At 70.8% G+C, this 18,242-nt stretch carries 17 protein-coding genes; 12 read left to right on the top strand and 5 right to left on the bottom strand.

Features of this window, described 5'->3' with window-relative positions:
* Positions 1 to 83: 83 nt before the first annotated feature.
* The 3 genes from G4D85_RS03505 (at position 84) to G4D85_RS03495 (ending at position 4,498) form a co-directional block, all read left to right on the top strand.
* On the top strand, positions 84 to 1,337 hold the full coding sequence (locus tag G4D85_RS03505) for a peptidase C39 family protein (protein ID WP_164007821.1): 1,254 nt from the start codon (positions 84 to 86) through the stop codon (positions 1,335 to 1,337).
* Between the two features lie 68 nt (positions 1,338 to 1,405).
* The gene (locus G4D85_RS03500; RefSeq protein WP_164007819.1) at positions 1,406 to 2,227 is read left to right on the top strand and encodes a class I SAM-dependent methyltransferase; all 822 of its coding nucleotides are present in this window, start codon (positions 1,406 to 1,408) and stop codon (positions 2,225 to 2,227) included.
* A 186-nt stretch (positions 2,228 to 2,413) separates the two neighbouring features.
* Positions 2,414 to 4,498 carry a L,D-transpeptidase family protein gene (locus tag G4D85_RS03495; protein WP_240359051.1) on the top strand — a complete coding sequence of 695 codons (2,085 nt, stop codon included), beginning with the start codon at positions 2,414 to 2,416 and terminating at the stop codon, positions 4,496 to 4,498.
* Positions 4,499 to 4,513: 15 nt separating this feature from the next.
* Here the strand turns inward: G4D85_RS03495 and G4D85_RS03490 are convergent, their stop codons facing one another.
* From G4D85_RS03490 to G4D85_RS03480, 3 genes are read right to left on the bottom strand one after another with little or no spacing between them, the layout of a single operon-like run.
* Positions 4,514 to 4,927: a secondary thiamine-phosphate synthase enzyme YjbQ gene (locus G4D85_RS03490; RefSeq protein ID WP_164007817.1), complete on the bottom strand. Its 414-nt coding sequence runs from the start codon at positions 4,925 to 4,927 to the stop codon at positions 4,514 to 4,516.
* 3 nt (positions 4,928 to 4,930) lie between these two features.
* Complete coding sequence (locus G4D85_RS03485; protein ID WP_164007816.1) at positions 4,931 to 5,680, bottom strand: alpha/beta hydrolase; 750 nt, start codon at positions 5,678 to 5,680, stop codon at positions 4,931 to 4,933.
* Entirely contained in the window at positions 5,680 to 6,417 is a 738-nt protein-coding gene (locus G4D85_RS03480; RefSeq protein ID WP_164007814.1) for a peptidylprolyl isomerase, read from the bottom strand. The genes G4D85_RS03485 and G4D85_RS03480 overlap by 1 nt, the downstream gene beginning before the upstream one ends.
* A 179-nt stretch (positions 6,418 to 6,596) precedes the next feature.
* Between G4D85_RS03480 and G4D85_RS03475 the strand changes: the two genes are divergently transcribed.
* Positions 6,597 to 7,556: a hypothetical protein gene (locus G4D85_RS03475; RefSeq protein WP_164007812.1), complete on the top strand. Its 960-nt coding sequence runs from the start codon at positions 6,597 to 6,599 to the stop codon at positions 7,554 to 7,556.
* An 84-nt stretch (positions 7,557 to 7,640) separates the two neighbouring features.
* Positions 7,641 to 8,732, top strand: coding sequence for a trigger factor (locus tag G4D85_RS03470; RefSeq protein WP_164007810.1), 1,092 nt, complete (start codon positions 7,641 to 7,643; stop codon positions 8,730 to 8,732).
* 1 nt (position 8,733) lies between these two features.
* Here G4D85_RS03470 and G4D85_RS03465 read toward each other — a convergent pair whose 3' ends face one another.
* Complete coding sequence (locus tag G4D85_RS03465) at positions 8,734 to 9,738, bottom strand: PGAP1-like alpha/beta domain-containing protein (protein ID WP_164007808.1); 1,005 nt, start codon at positions 9,736 to 9,738, stop codon at positions 8,734 to 8,736.
* Between the two features lie 99 nt (positions 9,739 to 9,837).
* On the opposite strand from G4D85_RS03465, the gene speD reads away from it, so the two are divergent.
* Genes speD through G4D85_RS03440 form a run of 6 tightly spaced genes read left to right on the top strand, consistent with a single transcriptional unit; the run spans position 9,838 to position 15,694 of the window.
* Positions 9,838 to 10,224: an adenosylmethionine decarboxylase gene (speD, locus tag G4D85_RS03460; RefSeq protein WP_338052857.1), complete on the top strand. Its 387-nt coding sequence runs from the start codon at positions 9,838 to 9,840 to the stop codon at positions 10,222 to 10,224.
* Complete coding sequence (locus G4D85_RS03455; RefSeq protein WP_240359050.1) at positions 10,221 to 12,122, top strand: DUF4178 domain-containing protein; 1,902 nt, start codon at positions 10,221 to 10,223, stop codon at positions 12,120 to 12,122. The genes speD and G4D85_RS03455 overlap by 4 nt, the downstream gene beginning before the upstream one ends.
* 24 nt (positions 12,123 to 12,146) lie before the next feature.
* Positions 12,147 to 12,308, top strand: coding sequence for a hypothetical protein (locus G4D85_RS48775; RefSeq protein WP_205525399.1), 162 nt, complete (start codon positions 12,147 to 12,149; stop codon positions 12,306 to 12,308).
* Positions 12,308 to 12,535 carry a DUF350 domain-containing protein gene (locus G4D85_RS03450; protein WP_164007806.1) on the top strand — a complete coding sequence of 76 codons (228 nt, stop codon included), beginning with the start codon at positions 12,308 to 12,310 and terminating at the stop codon, positions 12,533 to 12,535. Before G4D85_RS48775 ends, G4D85_RS03450 begins: the two co-directional genes overlap by 1 nt.
* A 37-nt stretch (positions 12,536 to 12,572) precedes the next feature.
* The gene (locus G4D85_RS03445) at positions 12,573 to 14,069 is read left to right on the top strand and encodes a polyamine aminopropyltransferase (protein WP_164007805.1); all 1,497 of its coding nucleotides are present in this window, start codon (positions 12,573 to 12,575) and stop codon (positions 14,067 to 14,069) included.
* On the top strand, positions 14,060 to 15,694 hold the full coding sequence (locus G4D85_RS03440; protein ID WP_205525398.1) for a flavin monoamine oxidase family protein: 1,635 nt from the start codon (positions 14,060 to 14,062) through the stop codon (positions 15,692 to 15,694). The genes G4D85_RS03445 and G4D85_RS03440 overlap by 10 nt, the downstream gene beginning before the upstream one ends.
* Before the next feature lie 70 nt (positions 15,695 to 15,764).
* Here G4D85_RS03440 and G4D85_RS03435 read toward each other — a convergent pair whose 3' ends face one another.
* Positions 15,765 to 16,157, bottom strand: a complete 393-nt coding sequence (locus G4D85_RS03435; protein ID WP_164007801.1) for a LysM peptidoglycan-binding domain-containing protein — start codon at positions 16,155 to 16,157, stop codon at positions 15,765 to 15,767.
* Positions 16,158 to 16,440: 283 nt separating this feature from the next.
* Here G4D85_RS03435 and G4D85_RS03430 point away from each other — a divergent pair, with 283 nt between their 5' ends.
* Entirely contained in the window at positions 16,441 to 18,168 is a 1,728-nt protein-coding gene (locus G4D85_RS03430) for a M23 family metallopeptidase (RefSeq protein ID WP_164007799.1), read from the top strand.
* Positions 18,169 to 18,242: the final 74 nt, after the last annotated feature.

The following is an 18,242-nucleotide window of genomic DNA, read 5'->3' as shown; positions in this document are numbered from 1 at the left end:
AGGGGCCGCCCGCACCCCGCGGGCGGCCATGCCGGGTGGGATGTGCCTTGTCTCGGGGCTCCCGGCCTTACAGACTCCGCGGGATGAACTTCCGCGCGCTGGCGACCTCCATGCTCCTGCTGGCCTCCACCCTGACGGCCTGTGTCTCGCAGCCTCGGAGTCCCGAGGCGGAGCCCGTGGAGGCAGGCCCTCCGGCCCGCCTGTGGCGGAGGAGCGCGGTGGAGCGGGACTTCGAGCGCTTCACCCGTGAAGGGACGGCGCTCGCGGCGGATGGCGCGCTGGAGTTGGACGCGACGGCCCGCTCCAGTGGTGAGCCCTTTACGGCGGGCGTGGAGGCGGACGGCGGAACGCGCTACCTCGCTGGGGAGTACCGCTACGGCATGGCGGTCTCCGACACGCAGCTCGTCCCGGGTGGGTTCACCAGCGTGGTGCCTTCCTTCGACGCGCTGACGCCGCCCGGTACGTGGCTGAAGGTGACGCTCGCCGCGCGCATCGACGGCGCCTGGACGCAGGACTACGAGCTGGGCGTGTGGGCCTTCGACAAGGAGCCCGTGGCCCGGCACAGCGTGAATGGCCAGCGCGACGCGGATGGCACGGTGTCCACGGACACGCTCAACCTCAAGCGCCGGGCGGACGCGTTGCGGATGACGGTGTGGCTCTACTCCTCGCGCCCGGAGGCCACGCCGCGGGTCCGCGCGCTGGCGGCGACGGTGAGTGACAAGCACGGCCTGCCCGGGGACGGCGTGTCGGACCGGACGGCGTGGGGGACGGTGCTGGACGTGCCGAACTACTCGCAGATGCTGTACCCGGACGGCGGGCCGGTGTGGTGCTCGCCCACGTCCACCACGATGTTGCTCGACTACTGGGGCCAGAAGCTGGGGCGGCCGGAGCTGCACACCACGGTGCCCGCCGCGGCGGACCGTACCTATGACTGGGCCTACGAGGGCACCGGCAACTGGCCCTTCAACACGGCGTATGCCTCGGCCATGGGGGGCGGGGCGCTGCACGGCATGGTGCTGCGCCTGGACAGCTTCACGCAGGTGGAGCGGCTCATCGCCGCGGGCATCCCGGTCATCATCAGCATCGCCTACGAGGAGGGAGCGCTGGCGGGCTCGCCGGTGCGCCGCTTGGACGGGCACCTCATCGTGGTGAAGGGCTTCACGGCGGAAGGGGACGTGGTGTGCAACGACCCCGCCTTCAAGACCAATGAGACGGTGGAGGTGACCTACAAGCGCGAGCAGCTCTGGCGGGCCTGGCGTCACTCGCGGCATGCCGCGTATGTGCTGTGGCCGACGGGCACCGCGCTGCCCGCGGACCTGCTCAGCATCCTGAGGTGAAGTTCTTCCAAGCCTCCGCTGCCCGTTCAGGTCGAAATCCGCGCTTCCATTTCCAGGGGGAACCTCCCGTGTCGTCGACCTCATCACCCCTCGCGGTCCCCGAGCCCTGGGACCTCGTCGTGCCCGAGTACGTGCGCGAGCTGCTGCCCGTGTTCGAGAACTTCTCCCGCGACGCGCTCTCACGCGCGGCGGTCAGCCGGGGCTCGCGCGTGGTGGACGTGGCGGCCGGCCCCGGGACGCTCTCGCTGCTCGCGGCGCGGGAAGGCGCGAAGGTGACGGCGGTCGACTTCGCGCCCCGGATGATTGCCGCCCTGCGCGAGCGCGCGGCGGAGGCCCGGCTCGAAGTCGAGTCGCTCGTGGGAGATGGCATGGCGCTGCCCCTGCCGGACCGGACGTTCGACGCGGCGTTCTCGATGTTCGGGCTGATGTTCTTCCCGGACCGCCCCCGCGGCTTCCGCGAGCTCCACCGGGTGCTCGTCCCGGGCGGCCGCGCCGTCGTGTCGAGCTGGATTCCCTTCGAACGCTCGCCCGTGATGAACGTGGTCTACAAGAGCTTCGCCGAGCTGATGAACGGGGGCGGGGCACCGCGCGACGGCATGATGCCGCTGTCGGACCCGGAGACGTGTCAGCGGGAGATGTCCGGAGCCGGCTTCGCCGACGTCGCAGTGCACGAGGTGGTGGCACAGGCGGCGTACGCCTCCACGGCCGCGCTGGTCGACGCGATGATTCGCTCGAGTGCGCCCATCGTGCTCGCGCGCAAGGCCCTGGGCGAGAAGTGGGACGACGTCGCGCGGGCCCTGCTGGAGCGCGTGTCCGCTGCGCTGGGCCCAGGTCCTCAGGTGGCCGCGTTCAACGCGTACCTCACGGTGGGCACGAGGCGGACGGATTGAGACGGCTGTCTCGGCTGTCTTGGATGGCGGCGGCTCCAGGACGGGTGCTGAGTCGTTTATTCCGTTACATGTGACAACCACCGCTGCGGACGCACGGAATGCGCACTCGCGCGGGGCCCCGCGCAGGCGACCTCACCTCAGACGACGTTGAGCCCCGCCGCACACCTTCGTACCGTGCGACATTCCATGCGTCGTTGGCTTCCGCTCGTCCTGCTCCTGCCTGGCATCGCCTGCACTCCTCCGTCCAAGCCGGAGCAGTCGCGCGTGGATGGGGGCGTGATTGCGCACGGGAGTGAGTCCGCGCCGGATGCCGCCCTGGCGATGGTGCCCACGTCCATTGCGGCTGCCTCCCCGCCTGGCGGTGCGCAAGCAGTCCCGGCGGCGGGTGAGCCATCCACCACTCAGGGCGTGCCCCTGGACGCGGGGGCGCCAGCCGGGGCGGGCGATTCAAGGGTCGCGGCAGGTGCCTCCCCGAGCGTGGCCGTCGATGCGCTGGCGATGGGAGCCCAGGCTGCCACTGACGGCGGTACGGGCGAGCAGGCCCTCGAGGATGAGGACTCCGCTCACGCCTCCTCGGAACACCTGCTCGCGGCGTGGCAGCGTACCGACCGCTCCTTGAGCGCGGATGGCGGCGTTGCTTCCGGCGCGCAGGTGAATCACTCCGTGCAGGACCTCGGAGCGCTCATTGGCCCCAACGTGAACGTGGGCCTCGTCGTGGCCTCGATGCTGCCGGGTGCCGACGGCTCGCGAGCCGAGGGGCCCGCGCTGGCCAATGACCCGGCCTTGAGCGTCATGCCCGGGCCCGAGCCTCGGGAGGACCCGGACGCGGAGCAGGCCCCGGAGCCCCTCGCCGCCGAGCAGCTCGTCGTCATCCCGGACCGGAAGAACCCGGGCGAGGAGCTGGTGCTCGGCCCCGACGGGGAGCCGCTGGAGGACACGGGGCTGGTGCTCGACGACATCGACCCGTCGCTGGACCCTGAGGAGTTCGAGCCGGGTCTGGAGACCGTGAGCGGCGCGGACGCGGGCACGGCGCCCTACGCCATTCCCTATGCACCGGACGCGGGCTCACTGCGTGTGAGGCGCTCCATCGCCGTGCGCCTGGAGCCTCGCCGGGACGCGCCGCCCGTGGGCACGGTGGCGCAGGACATGCGGGTGCGCTGGAAGGGCGACACGGCGATGCGCGGGCCGGACTGCGACGCGTGGGTGGAAATCGAGCCTCGCGGCTGGGTCTGCGAGCGCTACCTGGAGCCCAACTTCCGCGAGCCCCGCGTGCGGGACGTACCGAAGCTGCGCGAGGGCGAGCTGACGCCGGGCATCTACGCGCGTGTCGTGGGCAAGCGCGTGCGCGCGTATCCGAGCCTCGCCCTGGCGAAGCGGAAGCGGAAGGGCGTGCTGCTGAAGGGCTCGGTGACGGTGCAGTTGCGCGGGCAGGTGCGCGAGGGCCGTCGCACCTTCTGGCGCACCACGGACGGCCAGTACCTGGAGGCGCGGGTGCTGCGCGAGTACCGGCCCTCCGACTTCGAGGGGGTGGGCGCGGAGACGCTCGCGGAGCTGCCGACGCCCTTCGCCTGGGCGCAGTCGCGCACGCGGCCCCGGGCCAACGTGGAGGTGCGGGTAGCGCCGGATGCGAGGGCCGCGCGGGAGACGGTGCTGCCGCCGCGCACGCTGGTGGCGGTGCGGGAGCTATCCACCGACGGGAACTGGGTGCTCATCTCGGAGGACCACTGGGTGGCGCGGGAGGACCTGCACGTGGCCTGGTTCACGCCCACGCCGCCCGGGGTGGCGCCCGGCGAGCGGTGGCTGGACGTGGACCTGGAGGCGCAGGTGCTCGTCGCCTACGAAGGTGAGCGGCCGGTGTACGCGACGCTCATCTCCTCGGGGAAGCCGGGCACGGACACGCCGGAGGGGCTCTACCGCATCTGGATAAAGTTCGCGGAGGCGGACATGACGGGCAACGGCACCGCGGGCAACGAGACGTACCGCGTGGCCACGGTGCCGTGGACCATGTTCTTCCAGGACGACTACGCCCTGCACACGGCCTACTGGCACGACCGCTTCGGCGAGCCGATGAGCCACGGCTGCGTCAACCTGTCGCCGAAAGATGCGCGAGCTCTCTACACCTGGGCCGCGCCGGAAGTGCCTACCGGCTGGTCCATGGTCCACGCGACGCCGGAGGCCCCGGGCTCCTGGGTGCGCATTCGCGGCCAGGCACGGGCGAAGGGCAACGCGCGGAAGGTCTCCGTCGCGGCCACCGCCCGGCGCGAGCGCTAGCGGGGACGGCGGAACTCAGCCCACCACCGACACCGTGACACGGCGGCGGTGGTGTGACGTGCGGTGCTCCCAGACGTAGACGCCCTGCCACGTGCCCAGGTCCGCCGAGCCGTCCTTCACGGGGATGCTCAGCGAGTTCTGCGTGAGCACCGTGCGCACGTGCGCGGGCATGTCATCCGGCCCCTCCGCGTCGTGGACGAAGAGCGGGTCCCCGTCCTTCACCAGCCGCGAGAAGAAGGACTCCAAGTCCCTGCGCACGTCCGGGTCCGCGTTCTCACACAGCAGCAGGGACGCGCTCGTGTGGTGGAGGAACACGGTGCACAGCCCCTGCCGGGCGCCGCTCTCCGTCACCGCGCGCTGCACCTCGCCGGTGATGTCGGTGAAGCCGCGGCCCCGCGTGGACACCGTCAGCTCCTTCGCGTGGTACATGCCTCAGCGCCCTCCCAGCCTCGCCGCCAGGAACGCGGCCATGCGCTCCAGCTCCTCGGGGGCAATCGTGTGGGGCCCGTCGAAGGGGAGGAAGTCCACGGCCAGCCCGGACTCCGTCAGCACGTCGCGCAAGCGCTCGGCGGCGGAGAAGGGCAGCACGTCGTCATGGCGGCCGTGGCCCTGGAACACCGGCAGTCCCTTGCGCGCCTGGGCCTTCTGCCGCCACTCCGCCTCCGAGGTGAGCGTGCCGGACAGGATGCACAGGCCGGCGGGTGCCTCCTCCAGCCGCAGCGCCACGTCCGTCGTCACCATGCCGCCCTGGCTGAAGCCGCCCAGGACGATGCGGCCGTAGGGCAGCTTCATCGACGCGGACACCGCGTCCACCACGCTCATCAGCCCCCGGCGCGCAGCCGGCAGCCCCGGCGGCACCTCGCGGGCGAACAAGTCCCAGTCGCGCAGCTGCCCGCGCATGATGGCCTCGGGCAGGTGGAACCAGGCACGCCCGCTCGGCATGCCCCACGCTTCCAGCGTCAGTGGGGCGCCGGGGAACACGAAGCGCACGCGCCCGGCGAGCGACTCCTCCACGGACATCAGCTCCGGCGCCAGCGGCACCAGGTCCGTGGCCGGAGCGCCGAAGCCGTGGCAGAGGACCACGACCAGCTCGGGCGTGGCGCCCTCGGGGAGCGCGTCCACCACCTGGCAGTCCAGCTCGCCCAGGCGGGTGGTGAGGCGTCGCGCGGTGCGGCCGCCCATTACTTCTTGCCCGACGGAGCCTGGTCGCTCATCGCAATCTTCTGGATGACCACCGGCTGCAGCGGCCTGTCGCTCCGGTCGCGCTCCACGTTGGAGATCTTCTCCACCACGTCATAGCCGCTCACCACCTCACCGAAGATGGTGTGCCGGTTGTTGAGGTAGTCCGGCATGGACGTGGTGATGAAGAACTGGCTGCCGTTGGTGTTGCGGCCCGCGTTGGCCATGGCCAGCAGGCCCGGCTTGTTGAAGGTGCGGCCGCTCTGGAACTCGTCCTCGAAGCGGTAGCCCGGGTCGCCGCGGCCGGTGCCCGTGGGGTCTCCGCCCTGAATCATGAAGCCCGGAATCACGCGGTGGAAGATGACGCCCTGGTACAGCGACTTGCCCTCCACGCGCTGGCCGGAGTTGGGGTCCGTCCACGGCTTCTCGCCCGTGGCCAGGCCCACGAAGTTGGTCACCGTCTTCGGCGCGTCCTTGGAGAACAGGCGCACGACGATGTCACCCTGGTTGGTGCTGAGGGTGGCGAAGACCTCCTGGCCGGCCTGGACCTTCTTCGACCACTCACCGGAGGCGGCGGCCTCGGCGGGCGGGGCCTGCTCGGCGGGGCTGGAGGGCCGCGCGGGCTGGGCCGGCGTGGCTGCGGGAGGGGTGGCGCTGCCGGTGGGCTCCTTCTTGTCGGAGTCCTTGCAGGCGGCGAGGGAGAGGCAGAGGAGGACAGTCGTCAGGATTCGGGTCCGCATGGCGTGCGCACCTTAGCGCCGGCTCCGATGAATTCCAGGGGGTTACGTGGGCCCTCGTCGACGGCCAACACGCACTTGGGGTAGAAAAGGCGCAAAAGCGCCGTCGCGACGCAACTTGGGGCGACAAAGCGCGATGATCCACGCAGAGCTTCACGAAGACCCTTTTGGAGTCAGTCGCCATGGCGCCCATCCGTAACGAGCCCCGTCCTGTCCCCACCCCGACCGTGCGCCCCACGCCCACGCCGGCTCCCGCGCCTCGCGCGGAGGCCCGTCCGGCCGGGCAGCCGCAGTCGGACCGGTTCGAGGAGGCCCACAACCAGGTGAGCCAGGTCGCCAACGGGGCGAAGTCCATCTCCGACGGCGTGGCCGCCACGCAGGTGCGCCGCGCTCCAGGCCCGCAGCGGTTCGGCCCCTGGGAGATTCCGGGCCGCGCCGGCGGCGCCACCGTGGAGGGCGTCAACACCCGCGCCTCGCGAGGCGCCGGCGTCGTGGGCACCCTGGCCAGCGCGGCTCAGCTGCCGGGCGCCGCCTACACGGCCTTCCGCGACACGCGTGACTTCTTCCGCAACCCCTCCGGCGCCACCGCCAACAAGGCGTTCGGCTCCGTGGCCGGCGCCGCCTCCACCGCCCTCAACGTGGTGAAGGGTGGCCTGGAGACGGCCGGCAACATCAGCAACCTGCGCGCCGCGACGAACGCCGCTCGCACCGCCTTCACGCAGGCTGCGCCGGACGCGGCTCGCGCCGTGGCCAACCGCGTCGCCACCACCGCCGCCCGCGAGGCGGTGGAGGGGGGCTCCCGTCAGGTGGTTCGCGCCGTGGCCGCCCGCGCCGCGGGTGAGGGCCTGGAGGCCGCTGGCCGCCTGGGCGCCAACGCCGCCCGCACCGCCCTGCACGGTGGCGGCACCGCGGTGGCTCGCGCCGCCGGCCGCTTCGCCCCGGGCCTGAACGTGGCCATCGCCGTGGCGGACACCGCCGTGGCCGTGAGCACCATCGCCGACCCGAACGCCTCCACGGGCAAGAAGGTCACCGCCGGCATCACCGCGCTGGGCTCCATCGCCGCCGCCACCAACATCCCGGTGGTCAGCCAGGTGGGCGCCGCCGTCTCCACGGTGTCCAGCTTCATCGGCTCCTTCTTCTAGAGGACGCCGCCGTTCCGGCTCGCCGCTCCGGAGCTTCGGTCCCCCTGACGGGTGTGGTATCCGAGGCTTCCGGAGCGAGAGACCATGACGAAGAAGGACGATTCAAAAGGCGGTGGTGCGCGTTCGCTGGCCGAGCTTCATGCGCTCGGCATCATGAAGCGGATGCCCGCCGCCTTCTCTCTGGACAGCACCGAGCCGGTGGACCTGCCGACGGTGGAGGCTCCCTCATTGGAGGGGCTGACGGTGGCCCTGGTGGCCCCGGCCCCGCTGACGGAGCAGGACCTGGTCGAACGCTTCGACTCGCTGCGCCGCCAACACGCCGAGCGCCGCGAGCGCAAGCCGGGCGAGGACGTGGGCGCCGGGGACGAGGTGCTGCTGGACGTGCTGGGCTTCGCCAACGGCCGGCTGCTGCCCTTCTCCGCGCGGGAGAACTGGTGGACGTACGTGGCCCAGGACCCGGTGCTGCCGGGCTTCTTCGAGACGCTCGAGGGCGCCAAGGTGGGCCAGTCCTTCGGCATCGAGCTGAAGCTGCCGGACACCTACCCGGCGGAAGCACTGCGCGGGCAGACGGCGCGCTTCCTCCTGGACGTGAAGGCGGCGCGGGAGCTGCAACTGCCGGCGGATGACTCGCCCGAGCTGCTGAAGAAGCTGGGGAAGGGAACGCTCACGGACGTCATGCGCCACCTGTCCGATGAGCTGGCCCGCGAGCGCATCGAGGAGATGGACCGCCTCACCCAGGAGCGGGTGATGGACGCGCTGGTGGAGCGCGCGCAGGTGTCGCTGTCCTCGGCCTTGGTGGACGAGGAGATTCGCCGCCGCTGGGCGGAGGCCGAGCGTCCCATCCTGGCCCGCAAGAGCCTCCAGCCGGACGAACTCCAGGAGGCGCTGGAGGGGTGGCTGGCGGACCCGCTCACGCGCGCGGACGCGGCGCGGCGGCTGACGCTGGCCCTGGTGCTGAGGGCCATCGCCACGCGCGACGGCGTGCAGCCGGACCGCAAGGCCACGGACGCGCTGATTGATGACCTGGCCAGCCTCTCCGGTGTGTCCCGCCAGGAGCTGGGCAGGTCAGTGAAGGAGGACCCGGCGCTCGCCCGGCGGCTGTACGACCTGGCGCAGCACCTGGCCACCGTCGACCATGTGATGAAGAAGGTGAAGCTGACGCCGCCCGCGCCGTGAGCTAGCGGGCGTCCAGCGCCAGGGCCACCATGGCCTCGGTGAGGTCACCGGGGTGGTAGCGGCCCAGGCCGGGCAGGGCGCGCAGCGCGGCGTCCGCGTGGTCCAGGTCGTCCAGGCGGACCACGCCCGCGCCGGGCACCTCCGCGTCCAGGGCCGTCACCATGCCGTCGGACGCGTAGCCGTACCTGTCGTGGAGGTAGCGCTCCAGGGGGTACAGGCTGGACAGGCGCGACAGGCGCGAGGTGGCCAGGGACACGGTGGGGACCCCATCCGGATAGGGGTGCTTTCGGATGAACTCCATCCGACTTGTATAGGAAAGCTCCTCCACGGACCGGGACACGCCATGGAACAGCAGAGGGAAGGCGAAGTCGATGAGCCGCCGCATCTCCGGCGCGGTGGCCAGGTCATGGGCGATGGAGGAGCCGCCGTAGGGTGCCTGCAGCGTCACCACCGCGCGCACCACCCGGCGCAACTCCGGGTGCAGGGCCAGGGTGGCCGTGCACTCCACGCCGCCCTTGCTGTGGCCCACCAGCACCACCGAGCGGCCGAAGTGCTCCGCGTCCAGCAGCGCCTCGCGCAGCACCGCCACGTTGTCCGCCATCAGCCCTTCGGTGTCCACCGAGGCCTCGCGCACCTCCAGGCCCCGCTGCTCCAGCCGCTGCACGTTGTCCAGCAGGTAGCCGGGCAGCTCGTCGCCCAGCATGCCGCGCACCAGCACGTACTGGTGCCGCTTCGCCGCGTCCGGCAGCACCGGCTCGCCCTCGCGCACGCGCGCCAGCAGCGCCTTGAAGCGCGGGGTGAGGTCCTCGGCGGGGAGCGCCCCGGCGGACCGCTGGAGCCAGCCGGCCATGCCCCCACAGCCGGGGCCCCACCAGCGCTCCGCGGGCGGCAGGCCGCGCAGGCTCCGCGACAGCCGGGCGATGGCGCTCGACTCGCGGACCGGCGCGGGCGTCGGGGTGGGAGTGGGGGGCGGGGGAAGGGGAGCGTCGGGCAGCGACTGCGTCATCTCACCCGGCAGCGTACCGGGAAGGTGACTCCGCGCGCCAACCGCCCGGCCGTGCCTGCCCGGGTGGTGCTCATGGGGTCGCCCCCCGGGGAGGGGGCTGTGATAGGAAGCTCACACGCAGGAGGGAGTCCGACGCTGACGACCGGACAGGAGTGGCTGGTTGACGCGAGTGGCTGCACGCCCGAGCGGCTCAAGGACGCGGCGTCGCTCGCCGCGCTCTTCGAGGAGTTCATTGTCTTGCTGGAGCTGAAGGTGGTGGGCCAGCCGCAGTGGCACGTGTTCCCGGAGCCCGGGGGCATCACCGGGCTGACGCTCCTGGCGGAGAGCCATCTGACCATCCACACGTTTCCCGAGCACGGCTTCGCCGCGCTCAACGTCTACTGCTGCCGCACCCGCGCGCGCCCGGACTTCGAGTCCCTGCTGGCGCGGCACCTGGGTGCGGCGTCCTGTCACGTGCGTGAGCTGAAGCGGGGGGTGACGGCGTGACGCAGGAGGGGCAGTGTCCGTCATGTGGCGCGGCGATTGAGTTCACCGCCGGCTCGGCGCAGGTGGTGGTGTGCTCCCACTGCCAGACGGTGGTGGCGCGCAGCGGTGCCACCTTCGAGGCCCACGGGAAGATTGGCCGTATCGTCCCCACCGACTCGCCGCTCCAGCTTCATGCTGAGGGGCGCTTCGCGAGGGCCGGCTACCGCATCGTCGGCCACCTCCAGAAGGACCACGGCGCCGGTCCGTGGGACGAGTGGTACGTCGAGTTCGACGACGGGCGCACCGGGTGGATCAGCGAGTCCGAGGGCGCCTTCCACCTGCTCTTCGACGCGGGCGTCGAGGAGGGGCTCTCACTGGAGGACCTGCACCCCGGCGAGCGGCTGCGCCTGAGGGACCGCGCCTGGGTTGTCGAGGAGCGCGGCCACGGTCGCGTGGTGTCCGCGGAAGGGCAGCTCCCCAGCGACGTGGACCCCACCCAGGACGGCTGGTACGTGGACGCCACCGGCACCAAGGGCGCCTTCGTCACGCTGGACTTCGGCACCCGGGGGCAGGACCCGGAGGTCTTCACCGGCGAGGCGCTGAAGCTGGAGCAGCTCGGCATTCCAGCCGGGCAGCTCCGCCCGCGCGCGCGCAAGGTGGAGCTGAAGCAGGCGCGCTGCACCCACTGCAACGGCCCGCTGGAGCTGCGCGCGCCGGACAAGTCCCTGCGCGTGGCGTGCCCCTACTGCGGCGCGCTGCTGGACGTCAGCCAGGGGAAGCTGTCCTTCCTGCGCCTGCTGGACAAGCCCGCCGACGCGCCCCTCATCCCCCTGGGAGCGAAGGGCCGGCTGGAGGACACGGAGTGGATCTGCATCGGCTTCCTGGTGCGCTCGTGCACCGTGGAGGGCGTGCGCTACCCGTGGGAGGAGTACCTCCTCTACAACGCGGCGCGGGGTTTCACGTGGCTGATGCACTCCAACGGCCATTGGGTGTTCCTCAAGCCGCTGCCCGCCGGTGACGTGTCGCTGGCACCGCATGTGGGCGCCTACTACGAGAGCCGGCGCTACAAGGCCTTCCAGGAGGTCATCGCCGTCACGGAGGCGGTGCAGGGCGAGTTCTACTGGGAGGTGACGGCGGGCGAGACGGCACGGGCCTCGGAGTACGTGGCGCCGCCCTACTCGGTGAATGTGGACGCCACCGACAACGAGGTGTCGTACACCCACGGCGAGTACCTGGCGCCGGGCGTGGTGAAGGAGGCCTTCAAGCTGAAGGAGGCCCTGCCGGCGCCGCACGGCATCGCCCCCAGCCAGCCCAACCCGCACCAGGCGGGGCTGCGCTCCACCTTCGTGTGGATGTTCATCTGGATGGTGGGGCTCTTCGTCATGTCCGGCTTCTTCGCCGCGCGTGCGGACAACCGCGTGGTGCTGGAGCACGCGGTGGTGGTGCCCCCGGACGCCCAGCCCGGCACACCGGCGGCCATGAACTTCAGCGAGCCCTTCGAGCTGACCAAGCGCGGCAACATGGAGGTGGAGATTTCAGCCTCCGGGCTCGAAAACGACTGGCTGGGCATCCAGGGCGACCTGGTGAACCAGGACACGGGCGAGGTGGTGGGGTTCAGCGAGGAGCTGGGCTACTACAGCGGGAGCGACAGCGACGGCTCTTGGAGCGAGGGCTCCCGCTCTGGCAGCGCGAAGCTGTCCCCGCTGCCGCCGGGCAAGTACGTGCTGCGCACCACGGCGTCCTTCGAGCAGGGGAATGGCCGCCCGCGCGCGTTCAACGTGAAGCTCACCCACGACTCGCCCAACGGGAGCTGGTTCTGCCTGGCCTTCATCCTGTTGGCGCTGGGCCCGGCGTGGGCGCTGTTCCGCTCGCACGGCTTCGAGACGCAGCGGTGGGCGGAGAGCAACTTCGGGGACTGAGTCCATGACTCACGGAGGCACGGAATGAAGTACTTCGGTGGGCTGGTGTTGCTGGGCTATGCGGCGTTGACCGTGTCCGGCTGGTGGCCCTTCAGCAGCGAGCAGCGGGACCAGGTCCCCGGGAACGTGCGGCGCGGGCCGGGCGGCATCCTGCTGTGGACCGGTGGCTACCAGGGAGGAAAGTGATGTTGCTACTCGGCGTTGTGGTGAGCCTGGATGGAGTGCTGGCGAGCGTCATCTACTCGCTCATCGGGCTGGCGGTGTTCGTGGCGGGCTTCTACGTCATCCGCCTCATCATGCCCTTCGACGTGCACAAGGAGCTGGAGGTCGACCAGAACACGGCGGTCGGCGTCGTCATCGGCTCCTTCATCATCGGCCTGGCCATCATCGTGGCGGCCGCCATCGGTGGTTGAGGGGCGCGCCGCCTCCCGTGTGAAGTGAAGTGACGACTTGAACAGAACGCTGCTGTACATCACCGTCCTCGTCATCGCGACGTGCGGGCTCATCTACGAGCTCGTCGTCGGGGCGCTCGCGAGCTACCTGCTCGGGGACTCCATCACCCAGTTCTCCACCGTCATTGGCGGCTACCTGTTCGCCATGGGCATCGGCAGCTACCTGTCGCGCTTCATCGAGCGCGGGGTGGCGCAGCGCTTCGTGGAGGTGGAGCTGGCGGTGGCGCTGCTGGGCGGCCTGTGCGCGCCGGTGCTCTTCCTCACCTTCACGCTCACCGACATGTTCCAGGTGGCGCTGTACGGCAGCGTGATTGCCATTGGCACGCTGGTGGGGCTGGAGATTCCCCTCCTGCTGCGCATCCTCAAGGACCAGCTCAAGTTCAAGGACCTGGTCAGCCAGGTGCTGTCGCTGGACTACCTGGGCGCGCTGGCGGCGAGCGTGGCCTTCCCGCTGCTGCTGGTGCCCAAGCTGGGGCTTGTGCGCACCTCGCTGCTGTTCGGCGTGCTCAACGCGGCCGTGGGGCTGTGGAGCACGTGGCTGCTGGCGCCGCTGCTGGGCAACCCGCTGCGGCTGCGCGTCAAGGCGGTGCTGCTGACGGTGTTCCTGCTGGTGGGCTTCGTGCTGGGGGACAGGCTCACGACGTTCTACGAGGACCAGCTCTACGCGGACGACGTGGTGCACGCGTCCAGCTCGCCGTACCAGCGCATCGTCCTCACGCGCGGCAAGCGGGGCTTCTCGCTGTTCCTCAACGGCAACCTCCAGTTCGCCAGCATCGACGAGTACCGCTACCACGAGTCCCTGGTGCACCCGGCCATGGTGCGGGCGGGGAAGGTGGAGCGGGTGCTCATCCTCGGCGGCGGGGACGGGCTGGCCGCGCGCGAGGTGCTGCGCCACCCACAGGTGCGCTCCGTCACGCTGGTGGACCTGGACCCGGCGATTACCGGGCTGGCCACGAGCTACGGCGAGCTGGCGCGGCTCAACGGACGCGCGCTGTCGGACCCGAAGGTGCGGGTGCTGAACACGGACGCCATGCGCTTCCTCGCGGAGGGCGACGAGCAGTACGACGTGGTGGTGGTGGACTTCCCGGACCCGAACAACTTCGCGCTGGGGAAGCTGTACACGACGGGCTTCTACAAGCTGCTGAAGAAGCGGCTGGCGCCGGACGGGGTGGCGGTGGTGCAGAGCACCAGCCCGCTGTTCGCCCGGCGCTCCTTCTGGTGCGTGGCGGAGACGCTGAAGGCGGCGGGCTTCTGGACGGAGCCGTACCACGCGCTGGTGCCCTCCTTCGGCGAGTGGGGCTACGTGCTGGTGGCGCACCAGCCCCAGGGGCGGCACCGCCCGCTGCCGGAGGGGCTGCTCTTCCTGGACGAGCCCACGCTGGAGTCGCTCACCCGCTTCCCTCCGGACATGGGCCCCACGCCCGTGGAGGTGAACCGGCTGAACAACCAGGTGCTGGTGCACTACTACGAGGAGGAGTGGCGGCGGTGGAACTGACGCGGCGGGAGCTGGTCGCCGCGTTCCTCGGCTCGGCGGTGGCGGCCAGCGCGTGCAAGCGCTCGGGGACTCGCGAGCCGGTGCCGGGCGCCATCATCGACCGCGCGGTGGAGGTGGGGCACAAGCTGCGCGGCGGGCCGCTGCCCCGCGCGGACGTGCTGGAGCCCGTGGACGTGCTGGTGGTGGGCGCGGGCGTGGCCGGCCTGTCCGCGGCCTGGCGGCTGGCGGGCGCGGGTGTGAAGGGCGTGCGGGTGCTGGAGCTGGAGGCGGAGGCGGGCGGCACGTCGCGCTCCGGCCGCAACGCCGTCTCCTCGTACCCGTGGGGCGCGCACTACCTGCCGGCGCCGCTGGAGGACAAAGGGCCGGTGGTGCGGCTGCTGCGGGAGATGGGCGCCGTCACCGGCGTGGACGCGGAGGGCTACCCCACCTTCGACGAGCCGCTCCTCATCCACGAGCCGGAGGAGCGCCTCTTCTACCGGGGGCACTGGTACGAGGGCCTCTACCTGCGCGCGGGCGCGAGCCCGGAGGACGTGGCGGAGCTGGCGCGCTTCGAGGCGAGGATGAACGCCTTCGCCGCCGCGCGGGACGCGAAGGGACGCAAGGCCTTCGCGGTGCCCTCCGGACTGTCCAGCGACGACGCGGAGTGGACGGCGCTGGACGGGCTGAGCATGGCGGCGTGGCTCACGCGCGAGGGCTTCAAGTCCCCCCGGCTGAAGTGGGTGGTGGACTACGCCTGCCGGGATGACTACGGCACCACGTCCGAGCACGTGTCCGCGTGGGCGGGCATCTGGTACTTCGCCGCGCGGCAGGACGGGAAGGGGGAGCGCAGCGACGGCTTCCTGAGCTGGCCCGAGGGCAATGGCCGGCTCGTCCAGCAGCTGATGTCCGCGCTGCCGCCCGGGGCGGTGGAGCGGAACGTGCTGGTGCACACGGTGGAGCCCAACGCGGGCGGCTGCCGGGTGGACGCGCTGGAGGCGGGCACGGGGCGGCCCAGGGCCTTCCAGGCGCGGCAGGTGGTGCTGGCGTGCCCCCGCTTCCTGGTGGCGCATGTGGTGGCGCCCTGGCGGCAACAGCGGCCCGCGTGGCTCGCGGACTTCTCGTATGGGCCGTGGGTGGTGGCCAACCTGACGCTGTCCTCGCCGCCACGCTCGCGCGGCTTCCCGCTGGCCTGGGACAACGTCTTCTACGAGAGCCGCAGCCTGGGCTACGTGGTGGCCACGCACCAGTTGCTGCGCCAGGACGAGCAGGGCCCCACGGTGCTCACCTGGTACCTGCCCATGGACGGCGCGGACGTGAAGGCGGAGCGGGAGAAGGCGCTGTCCGCGACGTACGCGGACTGGGAGGCGCTCGTCATGGCGGACCTGCTGCCGGCGCACCCGGGCATCGCCGCGCAGGCGCAGCGGCTGGAGGTGCAGCGCTGGGGACACGCCATGGTGCGGCCCTCGCCGGGCTTCATGTGGGGCGCGGCGAAGAAGGCGGCGAAGGAGAGCCTGGGGCGGAGCCTGCACTTCGCGCACACGGACCTGGGCGGCATGGCCCTCTTCGAGGAGGCCAACTGGTTCGGCGTGCGCGCCGCGGAGCGCGTGCTGGCGGAGCTGGGACGGCGCGAGGCGAGCTGGCTGTGAGCGGGCCCGGCGCCCGGGACTTCGGGCCCGGAGCGCACGGCCCCGGGCCCGTCACACCTGCCGCGAGGGCTCAGGCGTTGGCGATGGACTTGGGCGGCAGCTTCAGCACCTGGCCGACCTTGATGGTGTCGGGGTTCTTCAGCTGGTCCTTGTTGAGCTCGAAAATCTTCGGGTAGAGCTTCATGTCCCCGTAGATGTCCTTGGCCAGCTTGCTCAGCGTGTCCCCCGACTTGACGGTGTGGACGCCGTACGCGTCGTTGTTCGTCACGTCGAGCATGACCATGACTTCGCTCTGCCAGTTCGAGTGCTTCGCCTTGATCTGGTCCCAGATGCGGTCCCGGTCGTAGGCGTAGTTCGTCTTCCCCTTGATGATGAGCTTGCCGTTCTCCTCGCGAGACTCGACCTGGGCGCCCACGCTCTTCGCGACGTCCAGCACGTCCTTGTAGTTGTCCTGCAGGGCCATGGCTCCTCCTCAGGTGCCGCGCGACGTTGCGCGGACACACACCGGTACGTGAGGCCGGGCAAGGTATGGGGGCCACGTGTGGGTCTCAATCGACACGCGTGGCAGGCGCGTTGGCATGCTCGGCGCTCAACGCTTCGCAGCGAGCGCCTGACAAGAAGTCATCGTGAGGAATATTGCGGGGCAGTCCCGTTCAGGGGGAATGAAATCAAGGACTCTCTCCTACGGGGCGCTGCTCCCACTCGTTCTCACCGCCTGTGGAGGCCCTCTCGACGAGGCGCAGCCCATGAGCCTGGGCGAGCAGGAACAGCCCGAACTGGTCGATACCGTCGCCGAAACGTGTGTCCTGCCGGACCCCTCCGGCTTCGAGTCGCTGGAGACGGCTTCCGGTGGCGAGCTGGACGAGTGGCGTGAAGTCGTGGACGCCCTGCCCGCGTCCACGCTCCGCACGGACTTGCAGAACCGGATGCTCACCCACCTGCGGAGCCCGTACTCCGCCTTCGCCACACCGGCCGACGCCCAGTCCTTCCTGCGCAACCTGCGCACGCCGCTGCCGCTGCGGCTGCCCTTCGCCTCGAACTCGCCCTTCATCTCCGGCACCGAGGTGCGGCTCGGCCATGGCTGGCGCTACAACGGTGGCGGCATCCACCGGGGCCTGGACATCAGCCGCGCCAGCACGCCTGCTGACGCGGACCCCAGCTTCGACGTGCTGGCCATCGCGGAAGGCAGGGTGATTGGCATCTACTTCGACGGGCCGTCCGGCGGCGGCGGCAACACGGTGGTCCTCGAGCACACCGGCGCCAACGGGAAGAAGCTCTACAGCTTCTACATGCACCTGCGGAACGGCCGCGCCAGGGACGTGGCCGCCGTCAAGGCGATGACCTGCAACGTGGGCAATGACTGGTGCGCGCGCTACCAGTTGATGGCGAAGAACTACCCGAACCACCCGTCCTGGGGCACCGACAGCGACGCCATCCCCGTCTCCCTGGGGCAGTGGGTCAGCGCGGGGCAGAAAATCGCGAAGTCCGGCAACACGATGACGGCCGGCACGCTCGCGACGGACGGCGAGCCCGCCAGCAACCACGCCAACAACCACCTGCATGTGTACATCGGCGCGCCCACGCCCACGGACCCGAAGGTGGCCGTGGAGGTGGACCCGTACGGCGTCTACGAGAAGGTCTCCACCGGCTGCTACGACGGCTTCCAGTCCACGTACTACCCCCGGCTGTGGATGCCCCACTACCCGGACTTCCACAACGTCACCTGGGACACCTTCGTCGAGCTGCCCGAGTACTACAGCGGCATGAGCTACCGTCCGCGGACGCTCACCTACTACGAGGTGAACGGCGCGCTGCGCGTGGCGGGCTCCTACTCCTACTCCACGGACAGGCAGTGGGGCGTGCAGGCGGGCCTGGACAGCGCCAGCTTCGACGCGGTGGTGGACCAGTGGAAGCAGTCCGGCTACGTGCCGCGTGAGACGCGCGTCCGGCTCAACTCCTCCGGCCTGGCCCGCTACAGCACCATCTTCGGCAAACTGCGCACCAACGAGGTGGTCCGCTTCGAGCACCGCCTGACGCAGGCCAGCCTGGACTCGCTCTACACCACCTACGTGGTGAACTCGGGCTGGCGGGTGGAGGACTTCTTCGCGTACCGCGAGGCGGGCGTGCAGCTGTATGCGGTGCTGTTCAGCAACACGGACAACAACACCCGCTGGCTCCGCTACAACGCGTCGGAGTCCTTCGCCGAGACGGAGATTGCCTCGCTGCCGGGGCAGGGACTGCATGTGGAGAACATCGTCGCGGACCCGACGGTCAGCCCGCCGCGCTTCGCCTACATCGCGAACGATGCCAGCGGCTGCGCTCCCCATGTCTATGTGAACGGGGCCATGAGCGCCTACCAGTCCGCCTACAGCACCGAGGCGAACCTGGGGTACGGCCTGCGCAAGCTGCAGGTCTACAACAACGGCGCCAACTTCACGGCCATCTTCGACAAGGCCAGCGGCACCTGCCAGTGAGCCCGTGACGTAGCCGTCCTTCGAGGCCCGGCGTCCACCTGTCCTCCAGGTGGGGCCGGGCCTTCTTCGTCACC

The sequence above is a fragment of the Pyxidicoccus trucidator genome (assembly GCF_010894435.1).
Taxonomy (GTDB): domain Bacteria; phylum Myxococcota; class Myxococcia; order Myxococcales; family Myxococcaceae; genus Myxococcus; species Myxococcus trucidator.
Note: the sequence above shows the minus strand (reverse complement) of the source record. Positions and strands in the feature narration are given on the sequence as shown.